Source organism: Buchnera aphidicola (Macrosiphoniella sanborni), assembly GCF_005080885.1.
In the GTDB taxonomy this organism is placed as follows: domain Bacteria; phylum Pseudomonadota; class Gammaproteobacteria; order Enterobacterales; family Enterobacteriaceae; genus Buchnera; species Buchnera aphidicola_AU.
Map to the genome: position 1 here is coordinate 567,032 of NZ_CP034864.1, position 20,544 is coordinate 587,575.

Annotated in this window: 20 protein-coding genes and 2 tRNA genes; 8 read left to right on the forward strand and 14 right to left on the reverse strand. The window is 22.7% G+C overall.

From position 1 onward, the window contains the following. Nucleotide 1 precedes the first annotated feature (1 nt). Both ruvX and hemW read left to right on the forward strand, forming a co-directional pair. On the forward strand, nt 2-415 hold the full coding sequence (ruvX, locus tag D9V74_RS02620) for a Holliday junction resolvase RuvX (RefSeq protein WP_158363020.1): 414 nt from the start codon (nt 2-4) through the stop codon (nt 413-415). Between the two features lie 710 nt (nt 416-1,125). After that, the gene (gene hemW / locus D9V74_RS02625; RefSeq protein WP_158363022.1) at nt 1,126-2,256 is read left to right on the forward strand and encodes a radical SAM family heme chaperone HemW; all 1,131 of its coding nucleotides are present in this window, start codon (nt 1,126-1,128) and stop codon (nt 2,254-2,256) included. Here hemW and trmB read toward each other — a convergent pair. Then, nucleotides 2,248-2,985 carry a tRNA (guanosine(46)-N7)-methyltransferase TrmB gene (gene trmB, locus D9V74_RS02630; protein WP_158363024.1) on the reverse strand — a complete coding sequence of 246 codons (738 nt, stop codon included), beginning with the start codon at nt 2,983-2,985 and terminating at the stop codon, nt 2,248-2,250. The two genes, hemW and trmB, sit on opposite strands and share 9 nt — an antisense overlap. A 120-nt stretch (nt 2,986-3,105) precedes the next feature. Between trmB and mutY the strand changes: the two genes are divergently transcribed. From mutY to murI, 3 genes are all read left to right on the forward strand, one after another. After that, complete coding sequence (gene mutY, locus D9V74_RS02635) at nt 3,106-4,179, forward strand: A/G-specific adenine glycosylase (protein WP_158363026.1); 1,074 nt, start codon at nt 3,106-3,108, stop codon at nt 4,177-4,179. Next, a complete protein-coding gene (locus D9V74_RS02640) occupies nt 4,176-4,409 on the forward strand; it encodes an oxidative damage protection protein (protein ID WP_158363028.1) in 234 nt (77 codons plus the stop codon). Before mutY ends, D9V74_RS02640 begins: the two co-directional genes overlap by 4 nt. A gap of 86 nt (nt 4,410-4,495) precedes the next feature. Further along, complete coding sequence (murI, locus tag D9V74_RS02645) at nt 4,496-5,287, forward strand: glutamate racemase (protein ID WP_158363030.1); 792 nt, start codon at nt 4,496-4,498, stop codon at nt 5,285-5,287. Here the strand turns inward: murI and sbcB are convergent. Next, nucleotides 5,274-6,719, reverse strand: coding sequence for an exodeoxyribonuclease I (sbcB, locus tag D9V74_RS02650; protein WP_158363032.1), 1,446 nt, complete (start codon nt 6,717-6,719; stop codon nt 5,274-5,276). The two genes, murI and sbcB, sit on opposite strands and share 14 nt — an antisense overlap. A gap of 54 nt (nt 6,720-6,773) precedes the next feature. Here sbcB and D9V74_RS02655 point away from each other — a divergent pair, with 54 nt between their 5' ends. Beyond that, on the forward strand, nt 6,774-7,082 hold the full coding sequence (locus D9V74_RS02655) for a DUF496 family protein (protein WP_158363035.1): 309 nt from the start codon (nt 6,774-6,776) through the stop codon (nt 7,080-7,082). 4 nt (nt 7,083-7,086) lie between these two features. Here the strand turns inward: D9V74_RS02655 and D9V74_RS02660 are convergent. Further along, nucleotides 7,087-7,159: transfer RNA gene (locus D9V74_RS02660), tRNA-Asn, on the reverse strand. Nucleotides 7,160-7,300: 141 nt separating this feature from the next. Between D9V74_RS02660 and D9V74_RS02665 the strand changes: the two genes are divergently transcribed. Beyond that, nucleotides 7,301-7,373, forward strand: a tRNA-Ile gene (locus D9V74_RS02665). A 122-nt stretch (nt 7,374-7,495) separates the two neighbouring features. Beyond that, nucleotides 7,496-8,137 carry an orotate phosphoribosyltransferase gene (gene pyrE / locus D9V74_RS02670; RefSeq protein WP_158363037.1) on the forward strand — a complete coding sequence of 214 codons (642 nt, stop codon included), beginning with the start codon at nt 7,496-7,498 and terminating at the stop codon, nt 8,135-8,137. A gap of 22 nt (nt 8,138-8,159) precedes the next feature. Here the strand turns inward: pyrE and dut are convergent, their stop codons facing one another. From dut to D9V74_RS02725, 11 genes are all read right to left on the reverse strand, one after another. Then, entirely contained in the window at nt 8,160-8,624 is a 465-nt protein-coding gene (gene dut / locus D9V74_RS02675) for a dUTP diphosphatase (RefSeq protein ID WP_261979360.1), read from the reverse strand. A gap of 48 nt (nt 8,625-8,672) precedes the next feature. Further along, complete coding sequence (gene cysQ / locus D9V74_RS02680; RefSeq protein WP_158363039.1) at nt 8,673-9,422, reverse strand: 3'(2'),5'-bisphosphate nucleotidase CysQ; 750 nt, start codon at nt 9,420-9,422, stop codon at nt 8,673-8,675. Between the two features lie 58 nt (nt 9,423-9,480). Next, nucleotides 9,481-9,933 carry a 50S ribosomal protein L9 gene (gene rplI / locus D9V74_RS02685; RefSeq protein ID WP_158363041.1) on the reverse strand — a complete coding sequence of 151 codons (453 nt, stop codon included), beginning with the start codon at nt 9,931-9,933 and terminating at the stop codon, nt 9,481-9,483. A 26-nt stretch (nt 9,934-9,959) separates the two neighbouring features. Beyond that, nucleotides 9,960-10,187: a 30S ribosomal protein S18 gene (gene rpsR / locus D9V74_RS02690; RefSeq protein WP_158363043.1), complete on the reverse strand. Its 228-nt coding sequence runs from the start codon at nt 10,185-10,187 to the stop codon at nt 9,960-9,962. 80 nt (nt 10,188-10,267) lie between these two features. Continuing rightward, entirely contained in the window at nt 10,268-10,609 is a 342-nt protein-coding gene (gene rpsF / locus D9V74_RS02695; protein WP_158363045.1) for a 30S ribosomal protein S6, read from the reverse strand. A gap of 156 nt (nt 10,610-10,765) precedes the next feature. Next, nucleotides 10,766-12,967, reverse strand: coding sequence for a ribonuclease R (rnr, locus tag D9V74_RS02700; protein WP_158363047.1), 2,202 nt, complete (start codon nt 12,965-12,967; stop codon nt 10,766-10,768). A gap of 89 nt (nt 12,968-13,056) precedes the next feature. Beyond that, nucleotides 13,057-14,352: an adenylosuccinate synthase gene (locus D9V74_RS02705; protein ID WP_158363049.1), complete on the reverse strand. Its 1,296-nt coding sequence runs from the start codon at nt 14,350-14,352 to the stop codon at nt 13,057-13,059. 51 nt (nt 14,353-14,403) lie between these two features. Continuing rightward, on the reverse strand, nt 14,404-15,333 hold the full coding sequence (gene hflC / locus D9V74_RS02710; protein WP_158363134.1) for a protease modulator HflC: 930 nt from the start codon (nt 15,331-15,333) through the stop codon (nt 14,404-14,406). 2 nt (nt 15,334-15,335) lie between these two features. Then, nucleotides 15,336-16,538 carry an FtsH protease activity modulator HflK gene (gene hflK / locus D9V74_RS02715; RefSeq protein ID WP_158363051.1) on the reverse strand — a complete coding sequence of 401 codons (1,203 nt, stop codon included), beginning with the start codon at nt 16,536-16,538 and terminating at the stop codon, nt 15,336-15,338. 54 nt (nt 16,539-16,592) lie between these two features. Beyond that, nucleotides 16,593-17,480 carry a tRNA (adenosine(37)-N6)-dimethylallyltransferase MiaA gene (miaA, locus tag D9V74_RS02720; protein WP_222836972.1) on the reverse strand — a complete coding sequence of 296 codons (888 nt, stop codon included), beginning with the start codon at nt 17,478-17,480 and terminating at the stop codon, nt 16,593-16,595. Between the two features lie 1,849 nt (nt 17,481-19,329). Further along, nucleotides 19,330-20,514, reverse strand: coding sequence for a mannitol-1-phosphate 5-dehydrogenase (locus tag D9V74_RS02725; protein WP_158363055.1), 1,185 nt, complete (start codon nt 20,512-20,514; stop codon nt 19,330-19,332). Nucleotides 20,515-20,544 lie beyond the last annotated feature (30 nt).

A 20,544-nucleotide genomic window follows, 5' to 3' on the forward strand; every position in this document is an offset into this window, starting at 1 on the left:
AATGATAATACTTGCATTTGATTTTGGAATTAAAAAAATTGGAGTAGCTGTAGGAGAAAATATTACTAAAAGAGGGAGACCGTTAAAATTTTTACATGCTCAAAATGGACATCCTGATTGGAATTTAGTAAAATATTTAATACATTTTTGGAAACCTAAATTTATTATTGTAGGTTTGCCATTAAATATCAATGGCACTAAACAAACTATAACAAAAAAATCTGAAGCATTTGCTCATATATTATATACTAAATTTAAGATTATTGTTAAAATGCATGATGAACGCTTGACAACTGTTGAAGCTAAATCAATTTTATTTAACAAAAGTGGTTTTAAATCATTAAAAAAAAGAGAAAGAATTCATTCTTATGCTGCTGTCATTATATTAGAAAGTTGGTTTAATGAATATGATTAATTAATAAATATTTTATAAACATTATTATACAAAAAAATAATATCAATAAAGTTTACTATAATTTCAAATAAAAATATATAAAAACACTCATCTCTTTCCAAGAAATCTGAACATCATAAAAATAAGTAAAAAAATTAACATGCTAATTGAACATCAATACCAGAAAAAATTAATCATTTTAAAGAAAACCATTTACAATTACGTATTTTAAAAATAGAAAATTAAAGAAATATAAAAACATGAAATGATATTTTATTAATAAAATATCATCTATTAAAAATAAAAACATTTTTTAAAACTGTTTTTGGTACTAAAAATTAATATCACATAATAGAATAAGAAAAAATTACTATTTTATTAAAAAAATTTAGACTTTTAGACATCTTATAACGCCTTAATAAAAATCAAAACTATTCAAGAAGTAGAAATAAAAGCTATCTAAAACTAGAGAAAATAGTTTCTTTATTGTCCACAATGAAAATTAAGAAAAATAATAGCTATTCCTAAAATAAAAGATAGAAATAAAGAGTATGTAATCATCAATAAAAACACAACGTTTTCCTGCTATAAATTCTTTATTATTAGACACTAATTTACCATATTTAAGAATCATTATTTACTATTAGTGATATAATGAAAATCAGATACCATATTTTTTAAAATATGAATATTATTTTTCAAATTAATACTTAAAAGATAAAAATATTATTATGTTTGAATTTCCTCCTCTAAGTTTATATATTCATATTCCCTGGTGCTCAAAAAAATGTGGATACTGTGATTTCTATTCGTATGTCAGTCAGACTAGTATTCCTGAAGAAAAATATATTGAACACATTTTTAAAGATTTTGAAAAAGATTTGCTAATGATAAATAATAGAATAATTAATACGATTTTTATTGGTGGTGGAACACCTAGTTTATTAAAAAAAGACTCTATTCAAAAATTAATATTAGGTATAAAAAAAAGACACACCATTTTAAATAATGCAGAAATTAGTATAGAAGCAAATCCTAAAACATTAGAATATAAAAATTTTATTCATTATAAAAATGTTGGTATTAATCGTTTGTCATTAGGCATTCAAACATTCAATTCTTCTTTATTAAAGAATATAGAACGCACATACAAAAAAAAAGAAGCTCTAGATGCAATCATAGAAGCAAAAAAATATTATTCTAATTTAAACTTAGATTTAATGTATGGTTTACCTGATCAATTATTAGAAGATACATTAGAAGATTTAAAATTAGCTATTGAATATAATCCTTCTCATATCTCATGGTATCAATTTACTATAGAACCAAACACTGTATTTTATAGAAAAAATATACATTTACCACATGAAGAATTAGTATTCCAGATGTTATTAGAAGGGGAAAAATTATTAAAAAAATCAGGATATAAAAAATATGAAATATCTTCATATGCTAAGATCAATTATCAATGCAAACATAATCTTAATTATTGGAACTTTGGAGATTATATAGGAATAGGTTGTAGTGCTCATGGAAAAATTACTCAAAAAAATGGAACAATTATTAGAACTATTAAAAACAAAAATATGCATCATTTTTTAAATGGAAATTATCTTCATTCAAAACATATAATTTCTAGAGAAGAAAAAATAATTGAATATTTTATGAATATGTTCAGGTTATATCAACCTGTTTTTAAAAAGCATTTTAGAAAGATGACTTATATTAATGAAAATACTATAGTAGAAAAAATTAAAATAGCACAAAAAGAAGGTTTAATAATAAATTATCCAAATCATTGGTATGTTACAAAAAAAGGAAAATTTTTTTTAAATACATTACTAGAAATTTTTTTAAGTTAAATCAGAAATATTATTTTTTAATTTAAACATTAAATCAAAAACACTATTGCCCTGAATACATGCTTTTATTTCAAATTTTGTCATTACACGAGATATAGGTCGGGGGATAAAATCATTTTTTTTAGATAAATTTTGATATTCATTAATATCTTTAATTTCATTTAATATATAACAAGCATATGATTTAGAATCAGTGGCAACATGTAATATACCATTAATTATTAATTTTTTTGCAATAATTTCTAAAAATTTTTTTTTTACAAGTCTTCTTTTATGATGACGTTTTTTGTTCCAAGGATCTGGAAAAAAAATTTGTACAATAGATAAAGTATTATCTGGAATCATATATTTCATAACTTCTACCGCATCGTGATAAATAATTCTTAAATTTTTAACTTGATAAATATGTGCTAAATTTAAACAAGAACCGATTCCAGATTTATATACTTCAATTCCTAAAAAATTTTTTTTAGGAAAATTTATAGCATTTTGAATTAAAGTTTTTCCGCAACCAAAACCAATTTCTAATACAATTTGATAATTTGAATTAAATATAGACGATAGATTTAATAATTGATCTTGAAAATTCACACCAATACAAGACCAATATTTTTGAATTGCATTTTTTTGTGAAGTAGTAAGACGCCTTTGACGAAATATAAAACTATGAATTTGGCGTAAAAAAGTACCATCTTTTTTATATTTTGGTATAAAAATATTATTTCTCATATTTTTTCATAAATCTTAATAAATTAATAAAAAATTTCTAATTATGATTTTTTAAGAATATCATAATATTAATATTATTAAAATATACTAAAAAATTTTTATCACATGGTTTATATAATAATGACAACATATTTTTTTTCACAATTAATAATAAATTGGTACCATAAATATGGCAGAAAAGATTTACCTTGGCAAAAAAATAAAACATTATATACAGTTTGGATATCTGAAATAATGTTACAACAGACTACGGTAAAATATGTCATTCCATATTTTAAAAGATTTATATTACATTTTCCAAATATACGTTCTCTTGATAAAAGTAAATTAGATGACGTTTTATATTTATGGAGTGGTCTTGGTTATTATAATAGAGCAAAAAATATTTATAAATCAGTGAAAATTATACGAGAAAAATACAATGGAAAATTTCCTGATCAATTTTTAAATGTCATAAAATTACCGGGAATTGGAAGATCTACAGCAGGAGCTATTTTATCTTTATCATTAAATTTTTTTTATCCTATATTAGATGGTAATGTTAAAAGAATTTTAATTCGTTACTATGGTATTATGAGTACAGTTCAAGATAAGAAAATAGAAAAAAAATTATGGAAAATTATTGAATCAATTACTCCAATATATAATACTGCTCAATTTAATCAAGGTATGATGGATTTGGGTGCATCTATTTGCACACGTATTAATCCTAAATGTCAATATTGTCCATTAAATAAAAAATGTATTGCACAAATACAAAAAGCATGGGATAAATACCCCTTAAAAAATAAAAAGAAAATCTATCCTAATAAGTTATTTTGGTTCGTCGTAATTAAATATAAATATAATTTTTGGCTACAAAAAAATACTCAAAAAAATATTTGGAACAATCTTTTTTGTTTTCCACAATTTAATAATGAAAAAAAAGCTTTAAATTGGCTTCAAGAAAAAAAAATAAATATTAATACATATCAAAAAATGATATCATTTTCTCATAAATTTAGTCATTTAATTTTACATATTCAACCAATTATTATCGAATTAACTCATATTTCACAATTACATGAAGAAAATCAAAAAAATATTTGGTATAATTTAAAAAACCCGCAACATATAGGAATACCTAAACCAGTACAAAGAATATTTGAAATATTTAAAAAAGATATTTTTAAAACAAGGATTATAAAATTATGAATAGAATTATTTTTTGTACATTTTTAAAAAAAAAATCTGAAGGACAAGATTTTCAATGTTATCCTGGTAAATTAGGAGAAAAAATATATAATCACATTTCAAAAGCAGCATGGGAACAATGGATTAAAAAACAAACAGTTTTAATTAATGAAAATAAATTAAATATGTTTAACTATAAAGATCGTCAAATTATTGAACATCATATGAAATTATTTTTATTTAAAAAATAAAATAATTTTATAAATTCTAAATTATTTTTTAACACTTAATATTATATTATTAATTAAAAAAAATCTTATAAAAAAAAACTCTTATAGTGCTTATATTTGATTCCGGTGTTGGTGGATTATCTGTATTAAAAACTATTAAAAAAATTTTACCGAATATTCATTATATTTATGTATTAGATAATGAAGTATTTCCGTATGGAAATAAAACAGAATGTTTTATAGTGCATAGAACTATAAAAATTATTCAAATTATTAAAAAATATTATCCTATTAATATAGTAGTTATTGCGTGTAATACAGCTAGCACTATAGCTTTATCTATTTTAAAAAAAAAATTTAATTTTCCTATTATTGGAATACTTCCTGCTATAAAAAATGCTGAAAAAATAACAAAAAATAAAATTATTGGTTTGATAGCCACACAAGCAACAATCAATTCAATTTATACCAAAAAATTAATACATGAGACATCTTCTTTCAATACTATTAAAATTATTAGTACAAATCAACTAGCATCAATATCTGAAAAAAAAGTTAGAGGAATGATATTTTCAAAAAAATATTTAAAAAATATTTTTACACCTTGGATAAATTTAAATATTAAACCTGATACAATTATATTAGGATGTACTCATTTTTCATTTTTAAAAAAAGAAATTCAAGATACTATATATCATAAAAAATCATTAATTAATTTTGTTGATTCTAGTGAAACTATTGCATTATCCATTCAAAGTTATTTTGATAAATTTAATATTCATCAAATTATTAAAGAAAATATTTTTTTATATTCAAAAAATGATTATTTTTTACAACGTTTATTATTTTTTTTAAAAAAATACCAATTTAAAAAAATCAAATATATTAATTTAAATTAATACTATTAATTAAAATATTTTTATTTTTTTGAAAAGCATAATTTAATAATTTTTTTAATAAGATTACTTTCTTAAAATCATTATTATTTTTTTTTAATAATATTAAAATTTGGTTATTATATTTTTTAAAAAAAATTGGATTAAAAATTTCCATGCAATATTTTAGCCATATTTTTTTTTCATTTTTATCTAATGTATAAAAAAAGTTACGAGCGCGATAACGAAATAATAACGTTTTTAAACGCATATCATAAAAACTATAATTAGTATTTTTTAAAAGTATTGGTAGAGTATTTCGAATAGATTTGATGATCTTTTTATCATGTAAATTAAAAAAAGAATCATATATTTTTAGATCAACATTTGACGATTGATTGATGTCAGGTTCTTTAAAAAATATATTTTCAATATGTATAATTAAAAAATAATTTTTTTTTATTAAATTAATATTTTTCTTACATAAAGACAAATTAAAATTTAATCGATTATAATCATCTTTATTAATTACTGTCATTGGTGCTAAAATAGGACAACGATTCAAATGTAATAACACTATTCCAAAATTAGAAAAATCTTTTATAGAAAGATTATCATTTAAAGATATTCTTTTAAACAAATTAATTAATATTTCAAAATCTTTTAATAAATCTATAGCAATTAATACATTGTTATTTTTTTTTAAATACATTATTGGCAGCACAATACTAGCATTATGACGCATCGCTGTAAAATAACTAGAAATATATATCATCGGGGTAAATTTTTTTATATTAATTAATTTTTGTAACTCATTTTTCTTTCTTATATTAAAGAAAAAATTAAATAATTTAGGTTCTTTTTTTTGGATAATTTTTGCAATTTCAATAGTTGCATACACATCCGAAACAGCATCGTGTGCATTTTTATGTAAAATGTTATTTTCTTTTGTTATATCTGAGAGTTTAAAACTAGTAAATCCTAATTTATTTTTAGGCCATTTTATACTATTAGGCCTAAACACATAACATGCTCGTAATATATTTAATAAATCCCAACGAGAGTTACCATTCTTCCAACTCCATTCATAAGAATCAAAAAAATTTCTATAAAATATATTTCGTGTAATTTCATCATCAAATTGAATATTATTATAACCAACAATACAAGTATTAGGATATATTAAAATATCATGTACTTTTTTAGAAAAATTATATTCATTAGTTCCGTTTTTATGTGTATATTGAGGAGTGATATGAGTAATTAGAACAGAATTTGGATCAGGTAAATAATCATCTGGTGGAATACAATAAAAATATTGCGGATCATCCACTATATTAAATTGCATATCAGTTCTAATACATGCAAATTGAGCTGGCTTATCTAAAGATGTATGTTTTCCAAATGTTTCATAATCATAAAACAAATAAGTAGATATATTATTTTTAAATAGCATAATTGTAAATTTTAATAAAATAATTAACTATCAATATAAAAAAGGTTTATAAAAATGTCTGAAATAAAGCAATCATTTAAGAATGTATTAGAATTTGTGCATAAATCTAGAAGAAAAAATAAAATTAAAAGAGAAATTTGTGATATTGAAAAAAAAATAAGAGATAATAAAAAAAGAATATTACTTTTAGATAATCTAAATCAGTATATTAGTAGAGATATGAGTTATGAAGAAATTAAAAAAATAATTTTTATGATGAAAAATGATTATGAAGATCGAGTAGATGATTATATTGTAAAAAGTGCAGAATTATATAAAGAAAAAAAAAGTTTATCACAAGAGTTAAAATTAATGATCAAGTAATTTTCTCCTCCGACTGGATTCGAACCAGTGACATACGGATTAACAGTCCGCCGTTCTACCAACTGAACTACAGAGGAATATGAATATATATATCAAAAATTTTTATATCTGTCAAATGTATATATAAAAAAAACATCAAAAAAAAAAATATATAAAATATTTAAAAGATTTCTAGATTATTATAAAAAATTGCTCTATAGTAAGAATAGTAAAAATTTGGCCCTTTAGCTCAGTGGTAAGAGCAGGCGACTCATAATCGCTTGGTCGCTGGTTCAAATCCAGCAAGGGCCATAAAAAACTAACTTCTTCTAAAATTTTTTATCTAAACATCATACTAATTTTAATATCAATTCAAATGATTAATTTTCAAAATTCTATTCTAAATTTTTACGATTAATTAGGATCTAATTTTTATGAACTGGAAAAAAGAATTTATTGATTATTCTTTTAAAAAAAAAGCATTAAAATTTGGAAGATTTAAATTAAAATCAGGACGAACTAGTCCTTATTTTTTTAATTCGGGATTGTTATCCACAGGAAAAGATATTATAAAAATTGGTTTATTTTATGCACATTCTATTATAAAATCAAAAATAAAATTTGATATATTATTCGGTCCTGCATATAAAGGCATTCCTATAGTTGCAGCAACTACAATAGCATTAAAAAATCACTATAACTTAAATGTTTCATATGCTTTTAATCGTAAAGAGAAAAAAAAATATGGAGAGAAAGGAGGTTTAATTGGAACAGAAATATATCAAAAAAGAGTTATTATTTTAGACGACGTAATTACATCGGGCACTGCAATACATCATTCTATTAAAATTATAGAAGAACAAGAAGCAAAAATTTCTTCTATTTTTGTTCTTTTAGATAGACAAGAAAAAGGACAAAGAAATTTATCTACAATTAATCATATTTCAAAAAATAATAGTTATAATATTATATCTATAATAACAATTGAAGATTTGATTTCTTATTTAATAGAAGATCCAAAATTAAATAAACATATTCCTGATTTAATAAAATATCGTAAAAAATATGGAATATAAAATACTATCTTATTAATCTTTATTAATCTAAACCAGAATGGCCAAAACCTTTTTTTGCACGTTCTGTACATTTAAAATCTTTTACTAAAGAAAAAAAAGGTCTAATAATTGGAACAAATACTATTTGTGCTACTCTTGCATACGGATAAATATCAAAATTTCTTTTACTTCTATTCCACAGAGAAATCATTAATTCACCTTGATAATCAGAATCAATTAAACCAATTAAATTGCCTAAAACAATACCTTTTTTATGACCTAATCCAGATCTCGGCAAGATTAATGCAGTAATATTAGGATTAGAAATGTGTATTGCTATTCCAGTTGGAATCAATATTGTTTGTTGTGATTGTAATTGAATTTTTTTTGTTAAACAAGCTCTAAGATCTAAACCAGACGATCCTGGAGTTGCAAAATTTGGCAAAAAAAATTTTTTTTTTATATCATTATTTAAAATTTTTATTTTAATAGTATTAATAGTATTCATAGTAATATTATATATTTTTAAAAACTCATAACTGTTATTATAAAAGCTTTATAATACCGATGCATAAAAACCTGGATTAATAAAAGAAGAACGTGTAGACAATGAATAATTTAAATTATGATTTGTCCATGTTTTAACTATGCCTCCAGATGCAACAAGAATAGCATTACCGGCAGCGGTATCCCATATATTTGTATTTCCAAATCTTGGATAAATTTGAGCTTTTCCTTCAGCTATTAAACAAAATTTTAATGATGAACCTAATTTTTTAATTTTATAATTTTTGATATTTTTTAAATATTGTTTTAATTTTTCATTAGGATGAGAGCGACTAATAACTAATAAAGGAATATTTGCTTTAGAAACATGAATTTTTCTTTTGCAACCTATTTTTTTCTCTTTCCATGCATTATTTTTATATGAAGAATATAAAATGTCTAACACAGGAGCATATATGACACCTAATATAGGAATATTATTTTTAATTAAACAAATATTTACAGTAAATTCACCGTTTTTTTTTAAAAACTCTTTTGTTCCATCTAATGGATCAATCAACCAATAATTATTCCAATTTTTACAAATATTCAAATCATAATTTTCTTCTTCTGAAACTATTGGAACATTAGGGGTTATTAATACGATACCTTTTTTAATAATATTACTAGCTTCACGATCTACATTAGTTACAGGCGTATTATCAGATTTATAAGAAATATTTAAATATTCCTGAGAATTATAAAAATTCATAATAGAATGACCAGCACAACGTGCTAGTTGACAGATTTTATCCAACATTTTATACCGCTTTTATGTATAATTTAGTATTTAAATAACATTTAAAAACATATAAAAATTAATTTTTTGGAATAATATTAACTATAAATTCAACACATACTTTTTTATGTGGTTGGAAAATTACTTTATGTTCACCTATTTTACGTAATAAACCATTAGGTAATCGAATTTCTTTTTTATTTATTTTCAAACCTAATAACATTATTGCTTTAACAATATTTCTAATACCTACAGAACCAAATATTTTTCCTTCTTTTCCGACTTTTGATACTATAGTTATTGCATTAATTTTTTTTATTTTTTCAGCTCGTGACTGTGCTGTAAGAATTCTACTAATTTTTTCTTGCTCTAACGCAATGCGTTGTGCTTCAAAAGATTCAATATTTTTTTTATTAGCTAAAATTGCTTTTCCTTGTGGAATTAAAAAATTTCTAGCATAACCTGATTTAACATTTATTATTTTTCCTGGATCACCTAATTTATAAATTTTTGATAAAAGAATAATTTGCATAATAATTTTTCTCTTTCATGACGAAATTAAATATGATGGTCAGTGTATGGTAATAAAGCAAGATAGCGTGCTCGTTTAATAGCTCTAGATAATTGTCTTTGATATTTTGCTCGTGTTCCTGTAATGCGACTAGGAACAATTTTACCACTTTCAGTAATATAGTTTTTTAACATAATAATATCTTTATAATCTATTTCATGAATACCTTCTGCAGTAAAACGACAAAATTTTCTACGACGAAAATAACGTGCCATTTAATTCTCCTAAAATTTTATATAAATTAAAAATATTATATATTTTATTGAGAAACTAATTCTTAATAAAGAATCATTTTTTATTTTTTTTCTTTTTTATCATCTTTTAATTTTAAAATCGGTGATAACTCAACTACAGCTTTTTTCATACATATAATCATATTTCTAAGAATGATTTTATTAAAACGAAAATCTGTTTCTAAAACACAAATAGTTTTTGGAAAAACTTCTATATTCATTAAAATATAATGTGCTTTATGTAATTTATTAATAGAATAAGATAGTTGACGTCTGCCCCAATCTTCTAAACGATGTATGATTCCACCATCTTTTTCAATAATTTTTTTATATTTCTCATTAAGCAATGGTATTTTTTCGCTTTGATCAGGGTGAATGATGAATATTATCTCATAATGACGCATGAATATTTGCTCTTTTTAATAATGAAGTATTTTATAAAATGTTTTTAATAAATTTCTAAAAAACAAGAAAAATTTTTAAAAATTTAAATTAATTATTTTATATAATATTGTAATTTATAAGAAAAATCAATATAATTTGGTATAGTTTAAACAAAATTAATAAGATTGATATAAAGATAACTCTATTTTTCGTTCTTGTAAATTTACTGACATTACTTTAACTTGTAAAGCATCTCCAAGACGATAAACATTCTTATTCACTTTTCCAATTAATTTTAAATTTAAGGTATCAAAATAATAATAATCATCATTTAAAGAAGTTATATGTACTAAACCATCAATAAAAAATTGATTTAAACGAACAAAAAAACCAAAAGAAGTAATATTAGAAATAACACCATTTAATATACAACCAATTTTTTTATGCATAAAATCACATTTTAACCAATCAATAACGTCTCTAGTAGCCTCATCTGCACGTCTTTCAGTCATTGAACAATATTTTCCTATATTTCTCATTTCATTCATATTATATAAATAATTATTATAAATATTATCTATTTGATTAATATTTCTTTTTTTATTCTGCAATAATAAATATTTAATAATTCTATGTAATATTAAATCAGGATAACGTCTAATAGGTGAAGTAAAATGAACATAACTAGATAAAGATAAACCAAAATGACCATAATTATCAGGTGAATATATAGCTTGCTTCATAGAACGTAATAATACTGTTTGAACAATCTCATATTGAGAACTATTAGAAATTTTTTTTAATAAATTCGAATAATGAATAGATTTCGGAGTGTCTCCTCCTAATAATTTTAGACCTATTTTCTTTAAAAATATACGCAAACTAACAATATTTTCTGTTTTAGGAGAATCATGATTCCGAAATAAAACAGGATGTGTGTATTTTTTAATAAAACAAGCAGAAGCAATATTAGCTAAAATCATACATGATTCGATAAATTTATGAGCATCATTTCGAATTTTTTGATGTATTTTTTTAATACGAAGATTAGAATCTAAAACAAATTTCGGCTCAATTTTTTCAAAATCAATACCTTTTTTAGATACTCTATATTTATTAAAAATTTTTTGCAAACATAACAAATTTTGAATATATTTTAAATTTTTTTTATATTTTTCTTGTAATAAAACATCACCATTCCAAATTTTATCTATTTCATCATATGTAAATCGTCCATGAGAACAAATAACAGCTTCATAGTGTTTATAACTTATTAATTCCCCGCTATTTGATAAACTCATTTCACAAATCAAACATAAACGTTCAACATGAGGATTTAAAGAACATAAATCTGTAGACAGTTGCTCTGGTAACATAGGGACAACTAATGAAGGAAAATATATAGAGGTACCTCTTTCTAACGCTTCTTTATCTAAAGGAGTATTAGGTTCAACATAAAAACTTACATCTGCAATAGCAACCCATAAATTCCAACCTTCTTCTGCATTATTTTTTTTTTTACAAAAAATAGCATCATCAAAATCATAAGCATCTTCATCATCGATTGTAAAAAAAGAAAAATGTCTTAAATCAATACGATTTTCAAAATTATATTTTTTAATTTTTTTATTAATATCATATAATTGACTTTTTACTGCGTGTGACCATGAAGAGGGAATCGAATATGTACGTAATGCAATTTCTATTGCTAAATTTGTCTCCATTTTTTTACCAAGAACTTCTGTAATTGATCCTATCATTTTAATATTTCGTATAGATTTTTTATTGATTTTCACAACTACAATAGATCCTATAGAGATATGTTCCTGAATAGATGATGCAACAATAAAAATTTTAAAATGAAAACGAGTATCGTTAGGTATAACAAAAGTAATATTTTTATTAATATAATATCTACCAACAATGAATGTATTATTAGGTTCTAATAATTTTAAAAATCTTGCTGAACTTCTTTTTTTTACATTAGAATAAGTAATATAAGCAAGAATAATATCACCATGAATACAAAATTTCATTTCTTCTGATGATAAAAAAAGATCATCTTTTAATATTTCTGTTCTAAGAAAACCATAACCATCTTTATGTCCTATTACTTTTCCTTTAACCACTTTATAATTTTCAGGAACAGTATAAAAATGATTTTTAGTATATATCACTTGACCGTCTTTTTCCATTTTCTGTAATCTGCAGCGTAATGCTTTCTTTTGTTCTTTATTATTAATGTAAAATTTTTTTTCTAAATTTCTTTGACTTATCAAGTTTTTACATGTTTTTAACCATAATAAAATACATTCACGACTTGGAATAGAATTTCTATATCTATTTAACAACTTCTTGTGGTAGAGATCTACTACCATATTCACTTCTCCACATATATTATTTAATCATTAATATAATGATATACTATTGCTAATTATTTTATTTATTTAATTAAAATTATTCATTTTTAACATTCAAAAACATCTTTTATTAAAATAATATCAGAACGCTCTGGACCAGTAGAAATGATATCAACAGGGGTTTGTGTGATTTCTTCTATAGAATTTATATAATGATGTGCTTCATAAGGTAAATCTTCCATTTTTTTTGCACCTAAAGTTTTTTTAGTCCATCCAGGATAACTTTTATAAATTGGAACTATTTTTTCCCATTCGTTTATATCTGGAAAAGATATTATTTCTAAAGTATCTATATTTTTGTAAGCTACACAAATCTTAATTTCGTCTAATCCATCTAATACATCTAATTTTGTAATACATAAACTAGATAGAGAATTAATTTTTACTGCTCGACATAAAGATACAGCATCTAACCATCCTGTTCTTCTTTTTCTACCAGTTGTAGAACCAAATTCATGACCTTTATTAGAAAAATGTCTATCTTTATCATCAAACACTTCAGTAGGAAAAGGACCATAACCAACTCTAGTAGAGTACGCTTTTGTTATACCAAGAATATAATCTAAATCTTTAGGTCCAACTCCTGTTCCTGTAATTACTCCTCCAACAGTACTATTAGAAGAAGTGACATAAGGATATGTACCATGATCAATATCTAAAAAGCTACCTTGAGCACCTTCAAAAACGATTTTTTTCTTATCTTTGATAGCTTTATGTAAAATATTAGTAGTATCTTGTATCATATCATGGATCACATCTATTGTTGGTAATAAATCTCTTAAAATTATTTTATAATCAATAGGTTTATGTTGATAAAAATTTACTAATTGATGATTATAATAATGTACTATTTTTTCTAAACGAGTAGATAAATTTTTTTCATTTTTTAAATCTCCTATTCGTAATGCTCGACGTGCGATTTTATCTTCATATGCAGGTCCAATCCCTCTTCCTGTTGTTCCTAATGCATTAATTCCTAATTTTTTTTCACGAGCTATGTCCATTTCAATATGATATTGCAAAATTAAAGGAGAAGCATCTGAAATAAATACACGTTTATTAATAAAAATATTGTTTTTTTCTAACATTTTTATTTCTTTTATTAATTCTGCAGGTGAAACTACTACACCATTAGCAATAATACCGATTGTATTTTGATGCAATAATCCAGATGGAATTAAATGTAAAATTATTTTTTTTTCATTTACAACTAAAGTGTGTCCTGCATTATGTCCTCCTTGATATCTTACAACATATGAAGCATCTGAACTTATATAATCTACTATTTTTCCTTTACCTTCATCACCCCATTGTGTACCTAATATCACAATATTTTTTTTCATTTTTTTACGTACCTATTGTCATTAAAATATTTTATATCTATTTTTGAACAATTAATTTTTTAGTTCAATAATTTTATTGAGATACTTAAGAAAATGACTATTTGAATTAATTAACATAATATTGTCATTATTTTTAAAACTATTTTCATAAGCATGTAGACCACGCATAAAAAAATAAAAATCTGGTTCTTTACTAAAATTTTTTGCAAATAATTTAGTGACTGTAGCTTCTCCTTCACCTTTAATAATTAGTGCTTTTTTTTGTGCTTGTGCTAATATAATAGATACTTTATAATCTGCCTCTGCACGTATTTTTTCAGCTGTTTCTTGACCTTGAGAACGTTGACTACGCGCTACTGCTTCTCTCTCAGCTCTCATTCGATTATATATAGCATCTGATACTTCAATAGGTAAATTAATTTGTTTAATACGAACATCTACTATTTGAATACCTAATGCATTCATGCTATTTACATTAATTAAAGATGTTTTTCTTAAATTAATAGTTCCTTTATTCAAGTCATTTAAAACTTCTGCAGTTAATTTTCCTCGTGAATCTGTAACAATTTCTTTAACATTTAAACGACCAATTTTAGATCGTAATCGATCATTAAATTTTCTTTTTAATAATACTTCAGCTTGAAAAACATCTCCTCCACTAGTAGCAAGATAATATCTACTAAAATCATTAATACGCCACTTTATATAAGAATCAATAATAAGATCTTTTTTTTCCTTCGTTACAAAACGATCTTCTTGATTTTCCATAGTATGAATACGAACATCTAACATTTTAACTGTCTCTAAGAATGGCAATTTAAAATGTAATCCTGGATTATATACTACAGTTTTTTGATTATTATTACGTAAAACTTTTCCAAATTGTAAAATAATTCCACGTTCCCCTTCTTTTACAATAAAAACAGAAGAAGATAATAAAAAAAGAAAAATACTTAATAGAAAAATAAAAACTTTATTTATATTCATTTTCTCTCCATATTTTTAAAATCGTTTCGAATAGAATTGATACGACGTTCTTCTAAAATATTCTTAGGAGATAATGAAGAAAAATAATTTTTATCTTTTTTATTTTTAAAAGAATTATTTTTCTGTAAATTCATATTTTTTTTAAATGATTTGATATTAGAAAATAAATTATCTAAAGATAAAAAAAATATAGAATTGTCTTTGTTATCAAAAAATATTTTTTTATTATTTCTCAATAATCTTTCCATAGATTCTATATATAGACGTTTTAACGTCATTTTTTTTGATAATTGATATTCAGGCAAAATTTTATTAAATCGAGATATTTCACCTTGAGCTTCTAAAATTATACGTGAAGAATATGCTTTTGCTTCTTCTAAAATTCTTTGTGCTTTTCCATTAGCTTTTGGTTTCACTTCATTAGAGTATGCTTCAGCTTCACGTATATATTGTTCACGATTCTCACGAGCAGCAATTGCATCATCAAAAGAAGCTTTTACTTCTTCAGGAGGTCTAGCTGTTTGAAAATTAACATCTAATATTGTTATACCCATATTATATGGTTTAATTATTTCTTCAATTTCTTTTTGAGTATCATTTCTAACTAACGTACGACCTTCTGTTAATACTCTATCCATAGTAGAACGTCCAATAACACCTCTTAATGCACTATCTGTTGCTTGTCGTAAACTGTCATCAGGGTATGAAATAGAAAAAAGATAATCTACAGGATTAGTGATTTTGTATTGTACATTCATTTCAACACGAACTACATTTTCATCTGCAGTTAACATAGTACCTGAAGTTGCTAATTCACGAACAGTTTCAACATTAATAGCTTGTACTTCATGAAAAAAAACAGGTTTCCAATTTAATCCAGGTTTAACTAAATAACTAAATTTCCCAAAACTAGTTACTACACCACGTTCAGCTTCTTTTATAGTATAAAAACCACTCACACACCAAACAAAAAAGATTATTAATATTATTATGAAAATAGGATGAACTATTTTTTTTGATGAATGTGAAGAATTATTATTTTGAGTAACAATATTTTTAAGATTACATAAAAATTTTTTTATATCTAATATTGTTTTTTTTGTATCTTTTTTATTTTCTGAATAGTTTTTATTATAACCATCCTTCTTCCCCCATGGATCAAATTCAGGTTTATTATCATGTGGTTTATTCCAAACCATTTTATACCTCATTTTTAAAAAAATAGTAAATTTATTCAAATAATTTTTCTGTTTTTAAAGAATGGTTAATATTTTTTTCAGTAAAATATCAGGATGTAAATTACATAATACTTCATCAATATTATTCCACTTTTTTAACCATGTTAATTGATTTTTAGCCAGTTTTCTTGTTGCATAAATCATTTTATTAAACATTTCTTGATAACTATTTTTATATTCAAGATATTCCCATATTTGGCGATAGCCAATACACCTCATAGATGGCAAATTAATATGTAAATCACCTCGTAAAAAAAGTAGTTCGACTTCTTTTTGAAAACCAGAAATCAACATTTTTCTTATGCGTATTTCAATCTTATTATTCAACCATTCTTTATTTGGAGGCATTAATGCAAATTGGAAAATTTTATACGGTAATTGATAGTTGTTATTTTTTGTTAATTCTGTTAAATTTTTCCCTGAAATATAAAAAACTTCTAAAGCTCTAAGTAATCTTTGATAATCATTCTTATGAATTCTTTTTGCTGCAATAGGATCTATTAATTTTAATTTTTCATGCAAAAAATATTTTTTAGAGTTTTTTTGTAATAAATATTGTCGTAATTTAAGATTAGATGGTGGTAAAGTAGATAATCCATTCAATAAAACATGGTAATAAAACATGGTTCCACCAACAAGAAAAGGTATTTTCCCTAATTTAATAATATTATTAATTTCATTTAAAACATCATGATGAAATTCTGCAGCTGAGTAATTTTCAATTGGGTCTCTAATATTTAATAATCGACAAGGATGAATAGATAAATCAGTAATACTTGGTTTATCTGTTCCAATATCCATACCCCGATAAATTAATGCAGAATCTACACTAATTAATTCTATTGGTAGATATTTTCTAAGATAAATAGAAACTTTACTTTTTCCACATGCTGTTGGACCCATCAAAAAAATAACAATAGGTTTAGTTTTATTTATATTTTTAACATACATAATGCTTTATCAATATTTATTTTTTGTAATAATTTTGGTGGAGGATTAAATTATAGGGCAATATTGTTCTAGTTATAAAATAACTGAAATTCTTTTGATACAAATCTAATGTTGTATTCTATAAAAATATTTTTATAAAACTAATTTACTAATTCTATAATTGATATTTTTTCCTGATAAATAAAAATTTGAAAAATTCTAATATTGTATATTCAATATTTTTTTAGAAAAAGAAGTAGAAATTTTAAAATAACATATTTTTTTTAAAATATTAAATTAAATACAATTCTTGATAAAATCTTTTAATTTTGAAATAATATTATATATTCTTGAATTCTAAGAAATAATAAAAAATTAATTAAAATAATTAAATATTAATGAAAAATTAATTAAAATATATAGAGGTAATGTTTTTTTTGTGAATATCATTGGCTAATTTTATTTTTTTAATTATTACATGTAGTATCCAGAAAAGAAATTTATGAAAAATTATCAGTATTTTCATTAAAAAATAATATACATTTATCATGTTTAACAATTTTCCAATAAAAAAATAATATTTTTTTAAGAAATTATCTAGTATATATCTAATATCAATTATGTATGTATCTAATATCATTAGATTCATCTTCTTTTTTAAATATTTTAAATATAAAGGGGCTTGTTTAAAAACAAAAAATTTCCAAGAACATGATCTGTTATTTTCATATAAATTTATTTATATATTTTTTCCTTAATGAAGATCATGTCTTGAAGAAAATATTTTTTTGGATATTTTTTAAGTTATATAAAATTGTTTCATAAATAAATTTATATATTTTATTAAGTTTATACAACTTAATCGTGTTTTTAGTAGGATGAATATCAATATTAAATAATTAGATGAAATATTTAAATATAAAAAAGAGATGTTTTTTATGTTTTGTTATTCTAAAATAACCCGTATATACTGTTCTGAATTAAATAAAAATATGATTTTCTGAGAATAACGATCCTGAATATTTTTTAGATAATTAAAATAATTAGGATTTGCAATCGATTTAAATAAGAAAATATGATTTTTGTTTCTGAATTGTAATTAATGTATTAACATCAATTTTATTCAAAATATCTTGAATTCTATCAATGTTTTTAGTTTTATTTTTTATAGCATTAAATTTTAAAATAAATTTTTTATTTTTGAGAGAAAAGTTAATATTAAATTCAAATAAAGCTATTTTTTTATTACTGTAACTATATTTAAAAATTTTATTTTTTTATTTCGTATAAAAAATAATTGATTAGGTATATTAAAAAAACAATTTTATAATAAGACTGGTACTTATAAGACAAGAAATATATTCTAAAATAATATCAAATCAAGAAATTTTTCTGATTTTTCAATCAATATTATAAAATGATATATTTGAAAAAATAATAGTTCATTGCGAAACAGTTCTAATACTAGCTAAAACTTTCTTCCTTCTCCCCTCAAACCAAAAGTAGTAATTGAATCTAAAAATCTGATAAAAAATGAATTTTACTAGTATTATTAGTATGATGAAAGATTGTAAGAAATAAATCTTTTTTTGGAATCCACTACCATCATCTTGTATTACATTAAAATTCGCTTTTATTATAAAATTAATATTTTTTGTACCAGAATCTATAACTATTTTCTATCATTTCTTTTACTACAGAATCTGATCTATCAATAATTTCTCTGGAAGAAATTTAACTCAATAAATCAGTTGAAAATACACGAATAGATATTTTTTGATATTCTAATTTTGAATTAAAAAAATACATTCAATCAAAATTATTATATAAAATTATATGATTCTATTTCTTTTAATTCTTTTACAATTGTATTGTATGATGAAATAATAGAATATATTCCTTCTTCATTTAAACTAGCACTACAAATTTTTATTAATGTTTTTTTTATTCCTATTTTTTTTATTAAAGATGAAATTTTTATAGATTCTAAATCATTTGGATTACAGTAATGCAATGCTGCTGCTGCACCTTTAGATAAATGAGAATACGGTAATTTATATTGAATACTATCTAAAATAGGCTTAATTAAACGTTCTTCTTTTCCCAATTTTTGAATGGGGTTACGTGCTATTCGTTCTAAACAATCTGATAAAATAGAATTTTCAAAACGAAAAAAAATTTTTTTAATATAATCTAAGTGATCATTTTGATTTAAATTATAACGTTTGATTAATATTGCACCACTTTCTTGCATAGCACTCTGAACAATAATACGTATTTTTGGATCTTTAATAGCTTCTTGTATCGTTCTGTATTTTTTTATTAATCCAAGATAAGCTGCAATAGCATGTCCAGTATTTAATGTAAATAGTTTTCGTTCTATAAAAAGATTTAAATTATCGCTGAATTGCATATCAATAATTTTTGGTATTGTACCTTTAAATTGGTGAATATTAACAATCCATTCTTTAAATTCTTCTGCGATAACAAATAAATCACATTTATTATAATTAACTAGCGGAATGATCGTATCAATACTACAATCTATAAATCCTACACATTCACTTAAATAATTATGATATCTTATAGGTAATATTTTCAAAACTTCTTTTTTTAAAAAAGAACTTGCTTTTATTTTATTTTCACAAGCAATAATATTTAAAGGTATTACTGATTCATTTTGCACTTTTAATATTATTCCTTTTGCTATAATATTAGCAAGGTTATTGAGTGCATTCACACCTACTGCTGTTGTAATTAAGTCAACTGAAGAGATTTTTTTAAAAATATCTAAATCATTTACATTAATAGCAGTTATATTTTTAATATTAGTGATTTTATATCTATTACAACTTACTGTTTTAACTGAATATTCTTTATTATTATTAATTGCATTTACTATATCTTGATTAAGATCTGCAAAAATAACTTCAAATCCAGATTCTGATAACGTTTTGCCAATAAAACCACGTCCAATATTACCTGCGCCAAAATGGAGTGCTTTCATAAATCGATCCAATAAAATATTATATTGAAA